Annotated in this window: 21 protein-coding genes; 15 read left to right on the top strand and 6 right to left on the bottom strand. The window is 42.6% G+C overall.

From position 1 onward, the window contains the following. A partial coding sequence (locus HMPREF1518_RS11040; RefSeq protein ID WP_156025214.1) for an LPXTG cell wall anchor domain-containing protein occupies window positions 1-87 on the top strand: 87 nt, incomplete at its 5' end. A gap of 86 nt (window positions 88-173) precedes the next feature. Here the strand turns inward: HMPREF1518_RS11040 and HMPREF1518_RS06105 are convergent. Together HMPREF1518_RS06105 and gor are read right to left on the bottom strand one after the other, a co-directional pair. Beyond that, on the bottom strand, window positions 174-710 hold the full coding sequence (locus HMPREF1518_RS06105) for a biotin transporter BioY (RefSeq protein WP_033584885.1): 537 nt from the start codon (window positions 708-710) through the stop codon (window positions 174-176). A gap of 143 nt (window positions 711-853) precedes the next feature. Further along, window positions 854-2,200 carry a glutathione-disulfide reductase gene (gene gor / locus HMPREF1518_RS06100; protein WP_033584884.1) on the bottom strand — a complete coding sequence of 449 codons (1,347 nt, stop codon included), beginning with the start codon at window positions 2,198-2,200 and terminating at the stop codon, window positions 854-856. 266 nt (window positions 2,201-2,466) lie between these two features. Between gor and HMPREF1518_RS06095 the strand changes: the two genes are divergently transcribed. The 4 genes from HMPREF1518_RS06095 (at window position 2,467) to metG (ending at window position 7,731) form a co-directional block, all read left to right on the top strand. Next, entirely contained in the window at window positions 2,467-3,651 is a 1,185-nt protein-coding gene (locus HMPREF1518_RS06095) for an efflux RND transporter periplasmic adaptor subunit (protein WP_033584882.1), read from the top strand. Beyond that, a complete protein-coding gene (locus HMPREF1518_RS06090; protein ID WP_033584880.1) occupies window positions 3,635-4,336 on the top strand; it encodes an ABC transporter ATP-binding protein in 702 nt (233 codons plus the stop codon). Before HMPREF1518_RS06095 ends, HMPREF1518_RS06090 begins: the two co-directional genes overlap by 17 nt. Before the next feature lies 1 nt (window position 4,337). Then, window positions 4,338-5,597, top strand: a complete 1,260-nt coding sequence (locus tag HMPREF1518_RS06085) for an ABC transporter permease (RefSeq protein WP_033584878.1) — start codon at window positions 4,338-4,340, stop codon at window positions 5,595-5,597. Window positions 5,598-5,733: 136 nt separating this feature from the next. After that, the gene (gene metG, locus HMPREF1518_RS06080; protein ID WP_033584876.1) at window positions 5,734-7,731 is read left to right on the top strand and encodes a methionine--tRNA ligase; all 1,998 of its coding nucleotides are present in this window, start codon (window positions 5,734-5,736) and stop codon (window positions 7,729-7,731) included. A gap of 16 nt (window positions 7,732-7,747) precedes the next feature. On the opposite strand, the gene HMPREF1518_RS06075 is transcribed toward metG, so the two are convergent. The 3 genes from HMPREF1518_RS06075 to coaA form a co-directional block, all read right to left on the bottom strand. Next, a complete protein-coding gene (locus HMPREF1518_RS06075) occupies window positions 7,748-8,281 on the bottom strand; it encodes a DNA topology modulation protein (RefSeq protein WP_033584874.1) in 534 nt (177 codons plus the stop codon). Window positions 8,282-8,333: 52 nt separating this feature from the next. After that, window positions 8,334-8,570, bottom strand: coding sequence for a 30S ribosomal protein S20 (gene rpsT, locus HMPREF1518_RS06070; protein ID WP_001274000.1), 237 nt, complete (start codon window positions 8,568-8,570; stop codon window positions 8,334-8,336). Window positions 8,571-8,637: 67 nt separating this feature from the next. After that, the gene (gene coaA / locus HMPREF1518_RS06065) at window positions 8,638-9,558 is read right to left on the bottom strand and encodes a type I pantothenate kinase (protein WP_033584872.1); all 921 of its coding nucleotides are present in this window, start codon (window positions 9,556-9,558) and stop codon (window positions 8,638-8,640) included. A 198-nt stretch (window positions 9,559-9,756) separates the two neighbouring features. Between coaA and HMPREF1518_RS06060 the strand changes: the two genes are divergently transcribed. The 9 genes from HMPREF1518_RS06060 (at window position 9,757) to HMPREF1518_RS06020 (ending at window position 18,114) form a co-directional block, all read left to right on the top strand. Further along, a complete protein-coding gene (locus tag HMPREF1518_RS06060) occupies window positions 9,757-10,164 on the top strand; it encodes a hypothetical protein (protein WP_033584871.1) in 408 nt (135 codons plus the stop codon). A gap of 200 nt (window positions 10,165-10,364) precedes the next feature. After that, window positions 10,365-10,955: a class I SAM-dependent methyltransferase gene (locus HMPREF1518_RS06055; RefSeq protein WP_081730823.1), complete on the top strand. Its 591-nt coding sequence runs from the start codon at window positions 10,365-10,367 to the stop codon at window positions 10,953-10,955. Further along, window positions 10,952-12,229, top strand: coding sequence for a pyrimidine-nucleoside phosphorylase (locus HMPREF1518_RS06050; RefSeq protein WP_033584867.1), 1,278 nt, complete (start codon window positions 10,952-10,954; stop codon window positions 12,227-12,229). Before HMPREF1518_RS06055 ends, HMPREF1518_RS06050 begins: the two co-directional genes overlap by 4 nt. A 19-nt stretch (window positions 12,230-12,248) precedes the next feature. Beyond that, window positions 12,249-12,911 carry a deoxyribose-phosphate aldolase gene (deoC, locus tag HMPREF1518_RS06045; protein ID WP_033584866.1) on the top strand — a complete coding sequence of 221 codons (663 nt, stop codon included), beginning with the start codon at window positions 12,249-12,251 and terminating at the stop codon, window positions 12,909-12,911. Continuing rightward, window positions 12,898-13,287, top strand: coding sequence for a cytidine deaminase (locus HMPREF1518_RS06040; protein WP_000246081.1), 390 nt, complete (start codon window positions 12,898-12,900; stop codon window positions 13,285-13,287). The genes deoC and HMPREF1518_RS06040 overlap by 14 nt, the downstream gene beginning before the upstream one ends. A gap of 89 nt (window positions 13,288-13,376) precedes the next feature. Next, a complete protein-coding gene (locus HMPREF1518_RS06035; protein WP_001036148.1) occupies window positions 13,377-14,432 on the top strand; it encodes a BMP family lipoprotein in 1,056 nt (351 codons plus the stop codon). A 136-nt stretch (window positions 14,433-14,568) separates the two neighbouring features. Beyond that, entirely contained in the window at window positions 14,569-16,104 is a 1,536-nt protein-coding gene (locus tag HMPREF1518_RS06030; protein WP_033584864.1) for an ABC transporter ATP-binding protein, read from the top strand. Beyond that, window positions 16,097-17,155, top strand: a complete 1,059-nt coding sequence (locus tag HMPREF1518_RS06025) for an ABC transporter permease (RefSeq protein WP_000038677.1) — start codon at window positions 16,097-16,099, stop codon at window positions 17,153-17,155. The genes HMPREF1518_RS06030 and HMPREF1518_RS06025 overlap by 8 nt, the downstream gene beginning before the upstream one ends. Before the next feature lie 2 nt (window positions 17,156-17,157). Next, window positions 17,158-18,114 (top strand): ABC transporter permease, encoded by a 957-nt coding sequence (locus HMPREF1518_RS06020; protein WP_009730274.1) that lies wholly within the window; start codon window positions 17,158-17,160, stop codon window positions 18,112-18,114. 34 nt (window positions 18,115-18,148) lie between these two features. Here the strand turns inward: HMPREF1518_RS06020 and plsY are convergent, their stop codons facing one another. Then, the gene (gene plsY / locus HMPREF1518_RS06015; protein WP_033584861.1) at window positions 18,149-18,790 is read right to left on the bottom strand and encodes a glycerol-3-phosphate 1-O-acyltransferase PlsY; all 642 of its coding nucleotides are present in this window, start codon (window positions 18,788-18,790) and stop codon (window positions 18,149-18,151) included. A gap of 135 nt (window positions 18,791-18,925) precedes the next feature. Here plsY and parE point away from each other — a divergent pair, with 135 nt between their 5' ends. Next, entirely contained in the window at window positions 18,926-20,875 is a 1,950-nt protein-coding gene (parE, locus tag HMPREF1518_RS06010; protein WP_033584860.1) for a DNA topoisomerase IV subunit B, read from the top strand. Window positions 20,876-20,891: the final 16 nt, after the last annotated feature.

Raw genomic sequence — 20,891 nt, 5'->3', positions numbered from 1 at the left:
AAAGCATCTAACACAGCAGTAGTTGCAGGACTTGCTTTGATGGCAGTGACTGGTGGATTGTACTTTGTAAGCCGTAAAAATAAATAATCTCTAGATGAGAGTTGATTTTCAGTTAGTTCTTAGGAAGTAATTGGAAAGGAAATAGTCCAGAACACTTGTTCTGGACTATTCTTTTATCTTGAAAAATATGGAAGGCTTTTCAATCGTTCTAGTAGAGGGCGACCAATAAAACTAATGGCAATAATCTTACCAAGGTCAGGGAGGATAAAGGGAAGGACACCAACAGCGAGTGCCTTGTCGAATGGCATCCCAGCAAGGAAGTGGAGGCTGAGAATTCCTCCGACAAAGACGAGGGAATCGCCCAAGAGGTTGGCTAGGAAAATACGAATATAGCCACTATTTTGATGGATGAGATAGGATGTAAGTCCAGCATAGACAAGGTCAAACCAAAGATAGCCTGCACTTGGACCGACTAAAACGTGAAATCCTGCACCTCCCCCTGCAAAGACAGGTAAACCAATGGCACCCAGCAGGAGATAGAGAGCTACAGATAGGACGGCTTCCCTAGGTCTAAAAACAGTAGCAATCAGACCGATCGCAAAGTTTTGTAGAGTGAAGGGTACAGGACCGATAGGGAGACTGATTTGTGCCAATACGGCGATGAGAGCAGCACCGATAGCGGGGATAGCATAGATATGAGCTTTTTTCAAAACTGTTAACCTCTTTTCAAAATTATAGTAACTATTATACTAATTCAGAAAGAAAAGTCAACCTATTTTTAAAAACAAGGTAACAATTTTGTAACAGCCGATTTTGCAAGTAAAAAGAGACCTCTTGAGGTCTCTTGCGATAATTAGCGCATGGTCACAAATTCTTCTGAAGCGGTTGGGTGGATAGCTACTGTAGCATCAAAGTCCGCCTTGGTTGCACCCATCTTGATGGCAACAGCGAATCCCTGAATCATCTCATCCACTCCGTAACCAAGTCCGTGTAGTCCAACAACTTTTTCGTCAGCACCGGTGGTGATGAGTTTGAAGCGAGACTCTTGACGATGGTTTGTAACGGCTGAGTACATGGATGCAAAGCTTGACTTGTAGACTTTGATGTTATCTTGGCCGTATTCTTTTATAGCTTGATCCTCAGTTAAACCAACGGTTCCGATTGCTGGGTGGGAGAAGACAACTGTAGGGATAGTCGTGTAGTCCATCTTGGCATTTGTTTTCCCGTTGAAAAGGCGTTCAGATAGGGTACGTCCTGCCTTGATGGCTACTGGGGTCAGTTCCTTCTCACCAGTCACATCTCCAAGAGCATAGATGCCATCTACAACTGTATTCTGATACTCATCCACTTGGATAAATCCACGTTGGTTGAGTGTAACGCCAGCCTTTTCTAACTCTAGACCGTCTACATTTGGACGGCGACCGGTAGCCCAGATAACTTGGCTGGCAGTGTGACTAGAACCGTCTTCGAAATAAATGGTAATACCTTGCTCCGTTTCTTCGAGCTTGACGGGTACCTTATGTGTGTGCAAAGGTAGACCTGTTTTTTCCATTTCATTGACAAGTCCTTCAACGATATAGCTGTCAAAACTACGCAAGGGACGATCACGACGGACAAACAAATCCGTTTTTACTCCTAGCGCGTGGAGAACACCTGCTAATTCAACAGCGATATAACCAGCTCCAAGAATCGCAACGGAGTCAGGAAGTTGCTCCCAAGCAAAGACATCGTCTGAGCTGCCACCGAGTTCAGATCCAGGAATAGTTGGGATGCTTGGACGAGCCCCAGTCGCAATCACGATATGTTTGGCACGAATCAATTCACCATTGACGCTGACTGTGTGGGAATCAACGAAATGAGCACGACCTTCAATCAAATCAACACCGTTGCGCTTGAAACTTCCATCATAAGACGAGCGAGCACGGTCGATGTAGGCTTCACGGTTTTGACGAAGTTTAGCAAAATCAAATTGAACATCTGAACTTGTAAAACCATAGTCAGGGCCGTAGTGGTGGAAGCTTTCAGCGATTTGCGCTCCATACCACATGATTTTTTTAGGAACACAGCCGACATTGACGCAGGTTCCACCTAATTTTTTCTCTTCGATAACAGCTGCTTTAGCCCCGTGTTCACCAGCGCGGTTCATAGTGGCAATGCCGCCGCTTCCTCCACCGATGGTGATGATATCATATTCTCTCATAGAAAACTCCTTATAGCTTTGATAGTCATATTCTATCGTTTTTATTTTTTGAATGCAAAAATCTGCTACGGTAAAAAAATTATAAAAACGCTTGCCAAATTCAAAAAGATATTGTATTATATATCTAGCACAATAATCCAATAAACGAATACCGAACAAAATAATGATCCTGAATTGTCATTGTTTCCATCTGAACTGTCATTGTTTGGGCTTGGTGTTTCTGATATAATGGTTTTTGTAAGGCAAAAGAATAAAGGAGCTTAAAAATGAAAAGAAATAAGAAGGCAAAAAAATGGCAATTATACACAGCGATTGGTGTTGCCAGTGCTATTGTTATCGGTGCTGCGGGGATTTTGATTTTTAGACAGCCTTCCCAGTCAGCAGTCAAGGAGGAAACCTCTCATATCGTTACTGCTAAGGAAGGTTCTGTTGCTTCATCGGTTCTCTTGTCAGGCACGGTTACAGCAAAAAATGAACAATACGTTTATTTTGATGCTAGTAAGGGAGATTTAGATGAAATTCTCGTTTCAGTCGGGGACAAGGTCGAAGAAGGGCAAGCGTTGGTGAAATACAGCAGTGCGGATGCTCAAGCTGCCTATGATGCAGCTGATCGTGCAGTTGCAAAGGCAGACCGTCATATCGAGGAGTTAAACAAAGCCCGTGAAAATGCATCAGCTGCATCAACTTCTCCACAGGTTCCAACAGAAGCTGGACTCCCAGAACAAGCGCAAGCAACAACTTCTTCAGTATCTTCTATTGATTCTCAAATCAGTGATGCCAAGGATAACCGTGCAGATGCTGTGGCTCAGCTCAACAAGGCCCAAGCTCAGCTAGATGCTGCAACTGTCCTCAGTACACTAGAAGGGACTGTAGTTGAAGTTAATCGTAATGTTTCTAAATCGCCAACAGGTAATAGCCAAGTGGTAGTTCATATCGTAAGTAATGAAAACTTACAAGTCAAAGGGGAGTTGTCTGAATACAACCTTGCTAACCTTTCTGTTGGGCAAGAAGTTACCTTTACTTCGAAGGTTTATCAAGATAAGAGCTGGACAGGAAAAATTAGCTATATTTCTGATTATCCTAAAAACAACGGAGAAGCAGCAAATGCAGCCCTTGGAGGAAATACTGGATCTAAGTACCCTTATACTGTTGATGTGACCAGCGATATCGGTGAGTTGAAACAAGGCTTCTCAGTCAGTGTTGAAGTCAAAAACAAAAGTAAAGCCATCCTTGTTCCTTTGACAAGTGTTGTTACCGAAAATGACAAAAACTATGTCTGGCTTTTAGACGACCAGAAAAAAGCGAAGAAGGTAGAAGTTACTTTGGGGAATGCGGACGCAGACAACCAAGAAATTACTTCAGGTTTGACAGACGGTGCCAAGGTCATCAGTAATCCAACATCTTCCTTGGAAGAAGGAAAAGAGGTGAAGGCTGATGAAGAAACTAATTAGTCTCAATAATATTTGCAGGAGTTACCGAAATGGTGACCAAGAACTGCAGGTCCTAAAAAATATTAACTTAGAAGTTCATGAAGGTGAGTTTGTTGCCATTATGGGACCATCTGGTTCTGGAAAGTCTACGTTGATGAATACCATCGGAATGTTGGATACACCAACCAGTGGAGAGTACTACCTTGAAGGGCAAGAAGTTGCAGGCCTTGGAGAGAAACAACTGGCCAAGGTCCGCAACCAGCAAATCGGTTTTGTCTTTCAGCAGTTCTTTCTCTTGTCCAAGCTCAATGCACTTCAAAACGTCGAATTGCCCTTGATTTACGCTGGAGTTTCGGCTTCAAAACGTCGGAAATTGGCTGAGGAATTTCTGGAAAAGGTTGAGCTGACGGAGCGCAGTCATCATTTGCCGTCTGAGTTATCAGGTGGTCAAAAGCAACGTGTAGCGATTGCGCGTGCCTTGGTAAATAATCCTTCTATCATCCTAGCAGACGAACCAACAGGTGCCTTGGATACCAAGACGGGGAATCAAATCATGCAACTGTTGGTGGAGTTAAACAAGGAAGGGAAAACCATTATCATGGTCACGCATGAGCCTGAGATAGCTGCCTATGCCAAACGCCAGATTGTCATTCGTGATGGTGTCATCTCGTCTGACAGTGCTCAGGTAGAGAAGGAGGAAAACTAAGATGCAGAATCTGAAATTTGCCTTTTCATCCATCATGGCCCATAAGATGCGTTCCTTCCTGACTATGATTGGGATTATCATCGGAGTTTCGTCCGTCGTCGTCATCATGGCTCTTGGCGACTCTATGTCTCGTCAGGTCAATAAAAACATGACCAAATCGCAGAAGGATATCCATGTATTTTTCTCTCCTATCAAGAGCAAGGATGGCTCCTTTACTCAGCGTCAGTCAGCTTTGACAGTCAGTGGGAAAGAAGAGGATGTTCATGTTGAACCGCCAAAACCACTAGAATCCTGGGTCAAGGAAGCTGCTAAACTCAAAGGAGTAGACAGTTACTATGTCACCAACTCGACCAACGTCACCCTATCTTATAAGGATAAGAAGGTTGAACGAGCGACTCTGACAGGCGGAAATAGCACCTACATGAACGCAGTTGAAAATGAAATCGTTGCAGGTAGAAGTCTAAGACCGCAAGACTACAAGGAATTTGCCAGTGTGATTTTGCTGGACGAAGAACTAGCCAAGAGTTTGTTTGATAGTCCCGAAGCTGCGGTTAATCAAATCATCTCTGTTAATGAATTTAGTTACCGTGTGATTGGCGTTTATACCAGCAATGAAGCCAAAACTGCTAAAGCCTTTGGGATTGGTGGTCTTCCAATTACAACCAATATCTCTCTAGCAGCCAATTTTAATACTGATGAAATCTCGAATATCGTCTTTCGTGTCAATGATACTAGTCTAACGCAGACCTTGGGACCAGAGTTGGCTCGAAAACTGACTGAGATTGCAGGTCTTCAGCAAGGGGAGTACCAAGTTGCGGATGCAACTGCCGCCTTCCAAGAGGTACAACAACTATTTGGTTTTATGACCACCATTATCAGTGCCATCGCAGGAATCTCTCTCTTTGTCGGGGGAACTGGTGTTATGAATATCATGCTGGTTTCGGTGACAGAACGCACGCGGGAGATTGGTCTGCGGAAAGCTCTCGGAGCTACTCGGGCTAATATCTTGGTCCAGTTTTTGATTGAATCTATGATCTTAACCTTGCTAGGTGGTGTCATCGGTCTTGGGATTGCTGCTGGAATGACCATGTTAGCTGGAGTGCTGCTCCAAAACATGATTGCAGGTATCGAAGTTGGGGTTTCCCTCCCAATCGCCCTCTTTAGCTTGGCTGTGTCAGCCAGCGTTGGGATGATCTTCGGAGTCTTGCCGGCCAATAAAGCCTCTAAGCTCGATCCAATCGAAGCCCTTCGTTATGAATAAGATATAGAACAGAAAAAAACAAGATGGACATTTGACTGTCTTGTTTTTGTATGGATTTTCCTATCGAAAATCACCGAAAATATGATATAATGAAGTGTTAGAAAATCAGGTTTCATTTGCCTGGAAAGGAAATATTATGTCTGAAAAGAATTTTTATATTACAACACCGATTTACTATCCATCTGGTAAACTTCATATCGGTTCTGCCTACACAACCATCGCTTGTGATGTCCTAGCTCGTTACAAACGCCTCATGGGCTACGATGTCTTTTATCTGACAGGTCTTGACGAGCATGGTCAGAAAATCCAGCAAAAAGCGGAAGAAGCTGGCATCACGCCGCAAGCCTATGTTGACGGCATGGCAGTTGGCGTCAAAGAACTCTGGAAATTACTCGATATCTCATATGATAAATTCATCCGTACAACTGATGATTACCATGAAAAAGTTGTAGCACAGGTCTTTGAACGCTTGCTTGCTCAAGATGATATCTACTTGGGCGAATATTCTGGTTGGTATTCAGTATCAGATGAGGAATTCTTTACAGAAAGCCAGCTTGCGGAAGTTTTCCGTGACGAAGCTGGAAATGTGACGGGCGGTATCGCTCCATCAGGTCACGAAGTGGAATGGGTATCTGAAGAATCTTACTTCCTTCGCCTCAGCAAATACCAAGACCGTTTGGTAGAATTTTTCAAATCTCACCCTGAGTTCATCACTCCAGATGGTCGTCTCAATGAAATGTTGCGTAACTTTATTGAGCCAGGTTTAGAAGATTTGGCAGTTTCTCGTACAACCTTTACCTGGGGTGTGCCAGTCCCTTCCAATCCAAAACACGTTGTCTACGTTTGGATTGATGCCCTTCTTAACTATGCGACTGCTCTTGGTTACGGTCAAGAGGATCATGCTAACTACGACAAGTTCTGGAATGGAACGGTCTTCCATATGGTAGGGAAAGACATCCTTCGTTTCCACTCAATCTACTGGCCAATTCTTCTCATGATGTTGGATATGAAATTGCCTGACCGCTTGATTGCCCATGGTTGGTTCGTTATGAAAGACGGCAAGATGTCTAAGTCTAAAGGGAATGTTGTTTATCCTGAAATGTTGGTAGAGCGCTATGGACTGGATCCACTTCGTTACTACCTCATGCGTAGCCTTCCGGTTGGTTCAGACGGAACCTTTACTCCAGAAGACTATGTAGGTCGTATCAACTATGAACTAGCCAATGACCTTGGAAATCTCCTCAACCGTACGGTTTCCATGATTAACAAGTACTTTGATGGGCAAATCCCTGCCTATGTAGAAGGCGTGACAGAATTTGACCATGCTCTTGCTGACGTTGCGAAACAATCAATCGCGGACTACCATACACACATGGAAGCAGTTGACTACCCACGTGCCCTTGAAGCAGTCTGGACCCTTATCTCTCGTACTAACAAATACATCGATGAGACAGCTCCATGGGTCTTGGCTAAGGATGAAGCTCTTCGCGACCAATTGGCAAGTGTCATGAGCCACTTGGCAGCTAGCCTTCGTGTCGTGGCGCACTTGATTGAACCATTTATGATGGAAACGAGTCTTGCGGTCATGACTCAACTTGGCTTGGAAGAAGTGGTGAGCCTAGAAAACTTGAGCTTGGCAGATTTCCCTGCAGGTGTGACTGTTGTTGCCAAAGGAACACCAATCTTCCCACGTCTCGACATGGAAGAAGAGATTGCCTATATCAAGGAACAAATGGAAGGTAACAAACCAGCAGTCGAAAAAGAATGGAATCCAGATGAAGTTGAACTCAAACTCAACAAGGATGAAATCAAGTTTGAAGACTTTGACAAGGTTGAAATCCGTGTCGCAGAAGTCAAAGAAGTTTCTAAAGTGGAAGGTTCTGATAAATTGCTTCAATTCCGTTTGGATGCTGGTGATGGTGAAGACCGTCAAATCCTCTCAGGAATAGCTAAATACTATCCAAACGAGCAAGAATTGGTCGGCAAGAAGGTACAAATCGTTGCCAACCTTAAACCACGTAAGATGATGAAAAAATATGTCAGCCAAGGGATGATTCTCTCAGCTGAACATGATGACAAATTAACCCTTCTCACAGTTGATCCAGCTGTACCAAACGGAAGTGTGATTGGGTAAAAGCAAAAAACCAACGTTATGCACGTTGGTTTTTCTTGTTATTTGCAAGATTTTCTAAGAACTGGTCCATCTCCTTTTGCGACCTGAGGACAATTACTTTCTCTGGATAGGTTTGTTGAATCCGCTGATAGCGTTCTTTAGCAGTTTTGGTCCGCCCATCCCAGAGAATCCATCTGATAAAGTCCCAGTTAAATTGCTCTTTACAGCCAGCCGCCATGCTTTCTCGAACTTGACCTCTGTATTTGAGATAACGCTTAAAGGCCCTCAGTAAGCAAGTCCAAGGTAAAAAATTGAGGAAGATGATTTGGTCAGCTTCTTGCATTCTTTCCTCGTAATAGCACCAAGAGTAGTTGCCATCGATGACCCAGTTTGAGTGATTGGTTAAGAAGCTTTTCATCTCGGATTTCATCCAATCACGGTCACTGTCTTTCCAGCCTGGCTGGAATTGGAGAGTATCCATATGCAGTTTGGGTATGGAGTAGTAGTTAGACAACTTTTCTGCTAGAGTTGACTTACCAGCTCCAGAATATCCGATGATTGCGATTTTCATTTTCTACCTTTTCTTATTAGAGGACAAAAAAACAGCCTCTATGGACTGTTTCTTATTTAGCAAGTTTAGCTGAAAGACGAGCTTTATCGCGGCTTGCTTTGTTTTTATGAATCAAACCTTTAGTTTCTGCTTTGTCGATAGCTGAGCTAGCAGCACGGAAAAGTTCTTCAGAAGGGTTTGCTTCGAAAGCTTTGATAGCAGTACGCATAGCTGATTTTTGAGCTGAGTTTTTTTCGTTTTGTTTAACGTTCAATTCAGCGCGTTTGATAGCTGATTTAATGTTTGCCAATGTTCTTACCTCCATATTTACTAACTATACCATTATATATGAAAACTTAGGTTTTGACAAGGGGAAATTATTTTTTTAGGTAAATTTCATCGATTTCGTGGTTTTTAGTCTTGTGGAGAATGACCTCGGCTCGATTCCTTGTCGGTTCGATATAGTTTTGTAGATTTGTGAGATTAATGCTGGTCCAAACCTGGTGTGCAAAGGCTTCAACTTCTCCAATTGGCATTTGCGTAAAGTGGTGGTAGTAGCTGTTGGGATCATTTTGGGCAAAGCTGAGGAGTTTTAAGAAACGATCCAGATACCAACTTTCAATGTCCTCGACAGCAGCATCTACATAGATGGAGAAATCAAAGAAATCAGTGATGTAAAGGCGCTCATTTTGAGGGTTTTGAAAGACATTGATGCCTTCGACAATAACAAAGTCAGCAGCTTTGACACGTTGTTTCTCTCCAGGAACGATGTCATACACTTCATGAGAATAGACAGGAATATCGACATCTTGTCCATTCTTTAGGCGGTCAAGAAAATTCAGCAAGGTTTCCATATCATAACTTTCAGGAAAACCTTTGCGATTTAAGATATCTTGGTCCATCAAGGTTTGATTGGGATAGAGAAAACCGTCGGTTGTCACTAACTCCACAGTGGCGTCAGTAACTGTACGAGACAGAAGGATTTGCAGAAGTCGGCTAGTTGTTGATTTGCCAACGGCAACACTTCCCGAAACTCCGATGATGAAGGGCTGAGATTTACTCTCTCTTTGGAGAAAAATTCCCTTAGAGAAGGCTAAATCCTCTTTGGTACGTTTGTAAATTTGGATGAGATAGGCCAATGGTAAATAAATATCTGTCACATCTTGTAGGCTGATTTGGTCATTGAAACTCTTGATGGATTCTAACTCTTCCTCTGTCAAGGGAGGGGTTGTTTTGCGATGCAATGATTGCCAAGTCTGGCGACTGATTTTTTCAAAATGTAAAAATTCGTTGGTCATTTGTTTTCCCCTAGATATTTTGTCTATCATACCATAAAAAGCTAAAAAAATAAAGCGGTTTCTTGATGGTAGTAAGTCAATATCGTATAATAGAGATGGAGGTTGAATAATTTAATGATGAAATAGGGAATTGTTTCTGAAGACTTATCAGTTATTAAAAGTGGGCTTTTTTAGTTCGCAACTTATAGGAGGCACACAATGAAAATCTTGAGATGTTACATATTGGGACTCTGTTTTATTTTAAGTTTTGCACTACCTTTTATAAGGGGAGCGAATGCGGATAATGGTAGACGCTTTGTAGAAACCTATTACGGTTTTACCTTCTTAATGGATCATCTTCTTGTAACAGTTATCTTTATCTGTTCACTCTTGATTGCTTGGTTAGTAAAAAAGCAGTGGACGAAATGGCTTGCTGCTGGTAGTTATCTATTTTTGATTTTGTGGATTGCTACAGAAGGATATCTATTCCGTATGTCACTAGAAGATTTGATACGACTTTGGACAAGTTTGGAAATCTTGACACAAACTTATCAGTTGGGCTTTTATCTAAACATCATATTGGGAATCCTGTTGATAATAAAGTATTTTAAGGTTAAGAAATGGTAATAAAAATGCGCCTGATTACAGACGAACTGTTTTTTCCTGACTATGATAATTTGTAGTTCCCGATAGATTGTAATGTATTTCTAATCATTGAAAGAGATTGAAGAAAAGGTTTTACTTACTAGCTTTCTTCAGTCTTTTTCATTTGATCATCACTTTGTAAACGATTTACAATTCAAGCCAAATTATGGTAAAATAGTTTTATGAGTAAAATGTATTATGTAGAAAATCCTGATGCTGCTCACGACATACATGAGTTGAGAGTGGAGTTGTTGGGAGAAAATATGACCTTTTTAACAGATGCGGGTGTTTTTAGCAAGAAAATGGTTGACTTTGGGAGTCAGCTTTTATTGAAGTGTCTAGAGGTTAACAAAGGAGAAACGGTCCTTGATGTGGGTTGTGGATATGGGCCTTTGGGCTTGTCCTTGACCAAGGCTTATGGAGTTCAGGCAACCATGGTTGATATCAATAATCGCGCCTTGGACTTAGCGCGACAAAATGCTGAACGAAATAAGGTTGAAGCGAGGATTTTCCAATCCAATATCTATGAACAAGTTGAAGGGAAATTTGACCATGTTATTTCTAATCCGCCTATTCGAGCGGGTAAACAAGTTGTTCATGAGATTATCGAAAAGAGCAGAGATTTCTTGAAAGATGGAGGTGATTTAACCATTGTTATTCAAAAAAAACAAGGTGCTCCGAGTGCCAAAAGCAAGATGGAAGATGTTTTTGGAAATTGTGAAATAGTAAAGAAAGACAAGGGATATTATATCCTTAGAAGTGTGAAAGAATGAGAGCAGTTGATTTAATTCAAAAGAAACGAGATGGTCAAGAACTTACTTCAAATGAAATCAAGTGGCTAATAGAAGGCTATGTGGCAGGAACTGTTCCAGACTATCAGATGTCTGCCTTTGCTATGGCGGTTTATTTCAAAGGAATGACGACACGAGAGATTTCTGACCTGACGATGAATATGGTTAAGACAGGTCAGGAGTTTGACTTGTCAGCTATTGATGGGGTTAAAGTTGACAAACATTCTACTGGTGGTGTAGGTGATAAGGTGACCTTGATTTTAGCTCCCCTTGTTGCTAGCTTTGGTGTGCCCGTGGCAAAAATGAGTGGTCGTGGACTAGGGCATACTGGCGGAACCCTAGATAAGTTGGAAGCAATCAAGGGCTACCAAGTGGAGCGCAGTCAAGAGGATTTCATCCGTCAGGTACAGGACATTGGTGTATCTGTTATTGGGCAGTCAGATCAGCTGGTTAAAGCAGACAAACTTCTCTATGCCCTCCGTGATGTGACGGCGACTGTCGACACGATTCCTTTGATTGCTAGTTCTGTCATGAGCAAGAAAATTGCTGCTGGGGCGGATGCTATTTTGCTAGACGTAACGGTCGGTGAGGGTGCCTTCATGAAGACGGTTGATGAGGCGCGTGAATTGGCTCAAACCATGGTCGATTTGGGTAAGGCCGTTGGTCGAAAGACAGTAGCGGTTATTACCGATATGAGCCAGCCCTTGGGACGAGCCATTGGCAATCGTCTCGAAATCCTAGAAGCAATTGAAATTCTTCAAGGAAAGGGTCGAGAAGATATCAGTCACTTTATTTGTGAACTAGCTCAGATTATGCTTGGTTTGGCAAATGTTGAGAAGACGGTTGAAGAAGTCCGTCAACATCTTGAAAATGGCCAAGCACTGGCTAAGTTTGAAGAAATGGTAGCAGCTCAAGGCGGTGATTTAGAAGATCTCTATCGCCCAGTCAAGGTGGCGCATGTAGTAGATATCCCGGCTCAAGAGTCAGGTGTCATTTCAGCCCTTCCAGCGATGGAATTTGGTCTCTATGCCATGAGATTGGGAGCTGGTCGCGCAGTCAAGTCTGATAATTTAGACTATGAAACTGGAATCGTTTTTGAGAAGAAGGTCGGTGACTCCGTGCAAAAGGGAGAAATTGTCGCAAAAGTTTATACAAATGGAAAAATTTCCCCTCAACTAGTTACAGAATTTCAAAAATATGTTAAAATAAATGATAGAGTGAAACGTTTGCAGGAAATAATTGAAATCATCTCATGAAAAAGAGAGGAATCCGAATATGAAATTAAACAAATATATTGATCATACGCTTTTAAAACAAGATGCAAGTCAAGAACAAATTGATCGTTTGCTATCTGAAGCGCGTGAGTATGATTTTGCCAGTGTTTGTGTCAATCCCACATGGGTAAAACATGCCAAAAAAGGACTTGAAGGCTCAGATGTAAAGGTTTGTACAGTAGTTGGTTTCCCCTTGGGAGCGACAACTTCAGCTGTAAAAGCTTTTGAAACCAAGGAAGCCATCCAAAATGGTGCAGATGAGATTGATATGGTTATCAATGTCGGTGCTCTCAAATCAGGTAATCTTGATTTGGTTGAATCGGACATCCGTGCTGTTGTAGAAGCAAGTGGTGACAAGTTGGTTAAAGTCATTATTGAAGCTTGCTTATTGACAGACGATGAAAAGGTTGTGGCTTGCCAATTATCCCAGAAAGCAGGCGCTGACTTTGTCAAAACATCAACTGGATTTTCAACTGGTGGTGCCACTATAGAAGATGTTAAGTTGATGCGTAAAACTGTCGGACCAGATATGGGAGTTAAGGCAGCTGGTGGAGCGCGTTCATATGCAGACGCTCTTGCCTTTTTGGAAGCAGGCGCTACTCGTATTGGAACATCAGCTGGCGTGGCAATTTTAAAAGGAGAATTAGCAGATGGCGACTACTGAGTTGATTGACTTAGCAATTGAAACCAGCAAGCAAGCCTATGTACCCTATTCTCACTTTCCTGTTAGTGCTGTTCTAGTGGCGAAAGATGGTAACGTTTATACAGGTGTTAATATTGAGAATGCTAGCTATTCTTTGACAAACTGTGGAGAGCGTACAGCGATTTTCAAAGCAGTTTCCGAAGGCCAAAGAGAGTTTTCAGAGTTGATTGTCTACGGACAGACTGAAAAACCTATCTCGCCATGTGGCGCTTGTCGCCAAGTGATGGCTGAATTTTTTGAAAAAGATCTAAAAGTGACACTTGTCGCAAAAGATAAATCGACGGTCGAGATGACGGTCGGGGAGTTACTTCCATACTCATTTACAGACTTAAACTAGTCTGAGTCACTCTCTGAGTGACGCGGTCCTTGTGGCCAACCAATCCATACTTGCAACATCGTTGCACATCTTATTTAGGAGGTTCAGTAATGAACAAGAAACAATGGCTAGGCCTTGGTCTAGTTGCAGTAGCAGCAGTTGGACTTGCTGCATGTGGTAACCGCTCTTCTCGTAACGCAGCTTCATCTTCATCTGAAATGAAGACCAAAGCAGCGATCGTAACAGATACTGGTGGTGTTGATGACAAATCATTCAACCAATCAGCTTGGGAAGGTTTGCAAGACTGGGGTAAAGAACACAATCTTTCTAAAGATAAAGGCTTTACTTATTTCCAATCAACAAGTGAAGCAGACTATGCTAACAACTTGCAACAAGCGGCTGGAAGTTACAACCTGATCTTCGGTGTTGGTTTTGCACTTCACAATGCAGTTGAAGAGGCAGCAAAAGACCACTCTGACTTAAACTATGTCTTGATTGATGATGTGATCAAAGATCAAAAGAATGTTGCGAGCGTAACATTTGCGGATAACGAAGCAGCTTACCTTGCTGGTGTTGCAGCAGCTAAAACAACTAAAACAAAACAAGTTGGTTTTGTAGGTGGTATCGAATCTGAAGTTATTTCACGTTTCGCTGCTGGATTTAAAGCTGGTGTTGAGTCAGTAGACCCATCTATCAAAGTCCAAGTTGACTACGCTGGTTCATTTGGTGATGCTGCCAAAGGTAAAACAATTGCAGCTGCTCAATACGCTGCAGGTGCAGACGTTGTCTACCAAGCAGCTGGTGGTACAGGTGCTGGTGTCTTTGCTGAAGCAAAATCTTTGAACGAAAGTAAAAATGAAGACGAAAAAGTTTGGGTTATTGGTGTAGACCGTGACCAAGCAGCAGAAGGTAAATACACTTCTAAAGATGGTAAAGAATCAAACTTTGTTCTTGTATCTACATTGAAACAAGTTGGTACAACTGTAAAAGATATTGCTAACAAGGCAGAAAAAGGTGAATTCCCTGGCGGACAAGTTATTGTCTACTCATTGAAAGATAAAGGGGTTGACTTGGCAGTGACAAACCTTTCAGAAGAAGGTAAAAAAGCTGTTGAAGACGCAAAAGCTAAAATCCTTGACGGAAGCGTAAAAGTTCCTGAAAAATAATGGATAAAAGTCATTTCTTAGGAAGCGACCATCGGTCGCTTCTTTAAGAATTGAGGCAATTTTTGTCTCAATAGAACTTGTTAACACGATTAGCAGGTTTTATTGAAACAAAATAAATCTCGGAAAGGAAAAGCATATGGCACACGAAAATGTCATTGAGATGCGGGATATTACCAAGGTGTTTGGTGAATTTGTAGCAAACGACAAGATCAACTTGCAACTGCGAAAAGGTGAAATCCATGCACTTTTAGGAGAAAATGGAGCGGGTAAATCCACTCTGATGAATATGCTGGCAGGACTTCTCGAGCCAACTAGTGGTGAAATTGCGGTGAATGGTCAAGTTGTCAAACTAGATTCACCTTCTAAAGCTGCTAGTCTAGGAATTGGGATGGTTCACCAACATTTTATGTTGGTTGAAGCTTTTACAGTAGCTGAAAATATCATTTTGGGGAGTGAAATTACTAAAAATGGTGTGCTAGATATAGCTGAAGCTACTAAAGAAATCAAGGCTCTTTCTGAACGTTATGGTTTGGCAGTGGATCCTGCTGCCAAGGTGGCAGATATTTCCGTTGGTGCTCAACAACGTGTAGAAATCTTGAAGACACTTTACCGTGGTGCTGATATCCTCATCTTTGACGAACCTACGGCAGTATTGACTCCTTCAGAGATTGATGAGTTGATGGCTATCATGAAAAATCTTGTCAAAGAAGGAAAATCTATTATTTTGATTACCCATAAACTGGATGAGATTCGTGCAGTATCCAATCGAGTGACGGTTATTCGTCGTGGGAAATCAATCCAGACGGTTGAGATTGCAGGGGCAACCAATGCAGACTTGGCAGAGATGATGGTAGGACGTTCTGTCTCCTTCAAAACGGAGAAACAGGTACCACAACCAAAAGAAGTAGTCTTGTCTATCAAAGACTTGGTTGTCAATGAAAACCGAGGTGTACCAGCTGTGAAGAATCTTTCTTTGGATGTTCGTGCTGGTGAGATTGTCGGTATTGCAGGTATTGATGGCAATGGCCAATCTGAACTCATTCAAGCCATTACTGGTCTTCGTAAGGTTGAGTCAGGTAGTATTGAATTAAAAGGCAAATCAATCGTGGGGATGCATCCTCGACAAATTACAGAACTAAGCGTGGGACACGTTCCTGAAGACCGCCACCGTGATGGTTTGATTTTGGATATGATGATTTCAGAAAATATCGCTCTTCAAACCTACTACAAAGAGCCACTCAGCAAGAATGGTATCTTAAACTATGCCAATATCACTTCACATGCCAAGAAATTGATGGAAGAATTTGACGTCCGTGCGGCGAGCGAGTTTGTTCCAGCAGCAGCTCTTTCAGGGGGAAATCAACAAAAAGCGATTATCGCTCGTGAGATTGATCGTGATCCTGATCTCCTTATCGTCAGCCAACCAACTCGTGGTTTGGATGTCGGTGCCATTGAATATATCCACAAACGCTTGATTGAAGAACGTGATAACGGGAAAGCTGTGCTTGTTGTCAGCTTTGAATTGGATGAGATTTTAAATGTTTCAGACCGAATTGCTGTTATTCATGATGGGAAGATTCAAGGTATTGTGTCGCCAGAAACGACTAACAAACAAGAACTTGGTATCTTGATGGCAGGTGGAAACTTGGGAAAGGAGAAGGATGATGTCTAAAAAGTTACAACAAATTTCGGTTCCCTTGATTTCCGTATTCTTAGGAATCTTGCTCGGAGCCATCGTCATGTGGATCTTCGGATATGATGCTATCTGGGGTTATGAGGAGTTGTTCTATACAGCTTTTGGTAGCCTCCGTGGGATTGGAGAGATTTTCCGTGCCATGGGTCCTCTTGTCTTGATTGGTCTGGGGTTTGCAGTTGCCAGCCGTGCAGGTTTCTTTAACGTTGGACTTCCTGGTCAGGCACTAGCGGGTTGGATTCTTAGTGGTTGGTTTGCTTTGTCGCATCCGGATATGCCACGCCCAATGTTGATTTTAGCTACCGTAGTAATTGCCTTGATTGCAGGTGGGATTGTAGGTGCTATTCCAGGTATTCTCAGAGCCTATTTAGGTACATCAGAGGTTATCGTAACCATCATGATGAACTACATTGTTTTGTACGTAGGGAACGCCTTTATTCATTCTTTTCCGAAAGACTTTATGCAAAGCACGGACTCAACAATTCGTGTGAGTGCCAATGCCACTTATCAGACACCATGGTTATCTGAGTTGACTGGCAATTCTCGTATGAATATCGGTATCTTCTTTGCCATCATTGCTGTTGGTGTGATTTGGTTCTTGCTCAAGAAAACGACTCTCGGTTTTGAAATTCGTGCAGTCGGTCTCAATCCCCATGCTTCAGAGTACGCTGGTATTTCAGCAAAACGTACAATCATCCTATCAATGATCATCTCTGGTGCTTTGGCTGGTCTTGGTGGAGCTGTCGAAGGTCTTGGAACTTTCCAAAACGTTTACGTTCAGGGCTCATCATTAGCTATCGGATTTAACGGAATGGCAGTTAGTTTGCTTGCTGGGAATTCACCAATTGGAATTCTCTTTGCAGCCTTCTTATTTGGAGTTTTGCAAGTAGGTGCGCCAGGTATGAACGCTGCGCAAGTTCCGTCTGAACTTGTCAGCATTGTAACAGCGTCCATTATCTTCTTTGTCAGTGTTCACTATATTATCGAACATTTTGTCAAACCAAAAAAACAAGTTAAAGGAGGTAAGTAAGGATGTCTATTACAACATTACTCACCCTCTTGGTCTCTTCTATGCTGATTTACTCAGCACCACTTATTTTTACGAGTATCGGGGGAGTTTTCTCTGAACGTGGTGGTGTCGTTAACGTCGGTCTTGAAGGAATTATGGTTATGGGAGCCTTTTCTGGGGTTGTCTTTAACCTTGAGTTTGCAGAACAACTTGGAGCAGCGACTCCTTGGATTTCCTTGTTAGTTGCTGGTATCGTGGGAGCTATTTTCTCCCTCATCCATGCCGTCGCAACAGTTCATTTCCGTGCGGACCATGTTGTCAGTGGTACAGTATTGAACTTGATGGCTCCTGCCTTAGCGGTTTTCTTGGTTAAAGTTCTTTATAACAAAGGACAAACGGATAACTTAAGCCAAACTTTTGGACGTTTTGATTTCCCAGTTTTGGCTGATATCCCAGTGATTGGAGATATCTTCTTCAAGTCAACCAGTCTACTAGGTTATATCGCGATTGCCTTCTCATTCTTTGCATGGTTTATTCTCTTTAAGACACGTTTTGGTCTTCGCCTTCGCTCTGTTGGTGAACACCCTCAGGCAGCGGATACCTTGGGGATCAATGTCTACAAGATGCGATATCTTGGAGTTATCATATCAGGTTTCCTAGGGGGAATTGGGGGAGCGATTTATGCTCAATCCATTTCTGTCAACTTCTCAGTAACGACTATTGTCGGTCCTGGATTTATCGCTCTTGCTGCGATGATCTTTGGTAAATGGAACCCAATCGGTGCTATGCTTTCTAGTCTTTTCTTTGGACTTTCACAAAGTTTGGCAGTTATCGGTTCTCAATTACCTTTCCTACAAGGAGTGCCAGCGGTTTACCTTCAAATCGCCCCTTATGTCTTGACCATCCTTGTCTTGGCAGCCTTCTTTGGAAAAGCAGTCGCACCAAAGGCAGACGGTATCAACTACATCAAGTCAAAATAAGCATACAAAAAAACGTCAGTTTCAAACTGGCGTTTTATTTGTTAGGATTTTGATGGGTTAAGTTCAATCCCCAAGGGACAAGATTTTCAGTTTTATTTTTGATACGTGTGATATTATCCTTGTGACGAATGATAATCAAGCTAGCAAGTGTTAGGATAATCAGAATGAAGAGAGGGTCATAGCTGTCTAGGATAAATCCAAATAGTGGAAATAGTAGAACTCCGATGACGGCTGCGATAGAAGCGGCAACGCTAGACAAGGAAATCATACTACCAAGATAGAGGGTTCCAAAGAATACGACTGCTAGGTAGAGACAGAAGATAGGCGCAAATCCGAAAACAACTCCAGCGCTAGTTGCGACAGCCTTGCCCCCTTTAAATCCTGCAAAGATAGGAAAGGTATGTCCAATTACAGCTAAAAGTCCAAAGACAAGAGGCGATACACCTTGTAGGTGGAAAAGAATAGGAAGTAGAGTGGCCAAGGTCCCTTTAAAGAAGTCAATCACAAAGGTTGCCATACCCGCTTTCTTACCCAAAATACGGAAAGTATTGGTTGTTCCAGTATTTCCAGAACCATGCTCTCGCAGATTTGTTTGAAAGAAAGCTTGTCCAATCCAGAGACCAGACGGAATTGAACCTAGCAGATAAGCTAAAATTAATAATACAAATGTCATCATAGACCTATTATACCATGAAATAGTGTAGAAATGATGAGAATATCCTTTAAAATTGTGACAGCTGAACGGGAAAAACTTTGCAAAATCCCTAGAAAACCTGTAAAATAGAAAAGATGAACAAATAGGAGGTTCCTTGTGTCAAAAAAGGAAATCAATATTAATAACTACAATGATGACGCCATTCAGGTGCTAGAAGGGTTGGATGCGGTTCGTAAACGTCCGGGGATGTATATCGGTTCGACCGACGGTGCGGGTCTCCATCACCTAGTCTGGGAAATAGTGGACAATGCAGTCGATGAGGCCTTATCTGGATTTGGTGACCGCATTGATGTAACTATCAATAAAGACGGAAGTCTAACAGTAGAGGACCATGGTCGTGGGATGCCGACTGGTATGCATGCCATGGGAATTCCAACCGTAGAGGTTATCTTTACCATTCTCCATGCCGGAGGAAAATTCGGTCAAGGGGGCTATAAGACATCTGGAGGTCTCCACGGGGTGGGGTCTTCTGTTGTTAATGCCCTTTCTAGTTGGCTAGAAGTAGAAATCACTCGTGATGGTGCTGTTTATAAGCAACGCTTTGAAAATGGTGGAAAACCTGCCACGACTTTGAAGAAAATTGGTACAGCACCCAAGACTAAGACAGGTACCAAAGTCACCTTCATGCCTGACGCGACGATCTTTTCTACGACTGACTTTAAGTACAATACCATTTCAGAACGACTCAATGAGTCAGCCTTTCTCTTAAAAAATGTGACCTTGTCTCTGACAGACAAACGAACAGATGAAGCAATTGAATACCATTATGAAAATGGAGTTCAGGACTTTGTTTCCTATTTGAACGAAGACAAGGAAACCTTGACACCAGTTCTGTACTTTGAAGGGGAAGACAATGGTTTCCAAGTGGAGGTTGCCCTCCAGTACAATGATGGTTTTTCAGATAATATTCTATCCTTTGTCAATAACGTTCGTACGAAAGATGGTGGAACGCATGAGACAGGACTTAAGTCAGCCATTACTAAGGTCATGAATGACTACGCGCGTAAGACTGGGCTCCTCAAGGAAAAAGATAAAAATCTTGAAGGTTCAGATTACCGTGAAGGTTTAGCAGCCGTTCTATCAATTCTCGTTCCTGAAGAGCACCTGCAGTTTGAGGGTCAGACAAAGGACAAACTTGGAAGTCCTCTGGCTCGTCCAGTTGTGGATGGGATTGTGGCTGATAAGTTGACCTTCTTCCTAATGGAAAATGGGGAGCTGGCTTCCAATCTCATTCGCAAGGCTATCAAGGCGCGTGATGCGCGTGAGGCGGCACGTAAGGCCCGTGATGAGAGCCGAAATGGCAAGAAAAACAAGAAAGACAAGGGCTTGTTGTCTGGAAAATTGACTCCAGCCCAGTCTAAAAACCCTGCCAAGAATGAACTCTACCTGGTTGAGGGGGACTCTGCCGGTGGTTCTGCCAAGCAAGGTCGTGACCGTAAGTTCCAGGCTATCTTGCCACTTCGAGGTAAGGTTATTAATACAGCCAAGGCCAAGATGGCGGATATCCTCAAAAATGAAGAAATCAATACCATGATTTATACCATCGGTGCGGGTGTGGGAGCAGACTTCTCCATTGAGGATGCCAACTATGACAAGATTATTATCATGACCGATGCAGATACCGATGGTGCCCACATTCAAACTCTTCTTTTAACCTTTTTCTACCGCTACATGCGTCCACTAGTCGAGGCAGGACATGTCTATATCGCCCTTCCGCCTCTTTACAAGATGTCCAAAGGGAAAGGCAAGAAAGAAGAAGTGGCCTATGCTTGGACAGACGGTGAGTTAGAAGAACTCCGCAAAAAGTTCGGTAAAGGCGCAACCCTTCAACGCTACAAAGGTCTTGGTGAGATGAATGCGGACCAACTCTGGGAAACAACTATGAATCCAGAAACCCGCACTCTCATCCGTGTTACAATTGAAGATCTAGCACGTGCTGAACGCCGCGTAAACGTCCTCATGGGAGACAAGGTCGAACCACGCCGTAAGTGGATTGAGGATAATGTCAAGTTTACGCTGGAAGAGAGTGGGGAAATGGTGTTTTGAGGAGATATTGAAAAGG

Origin of the sequence: Streptococcus sp. SR1, assembly GCF_000526075.1 — a bacterium.
GTDB classification, from domain to species: Bacteria; Bacillota; Bacilli; order Lactobacillales; family Streptococcaceae; genus Streptococcus; species Streptococcus halitosis.
Note: the sequence above shows the minus strand (reverse complement) of the source record. Positions and strands in the feature narration are given on the sequence as shown.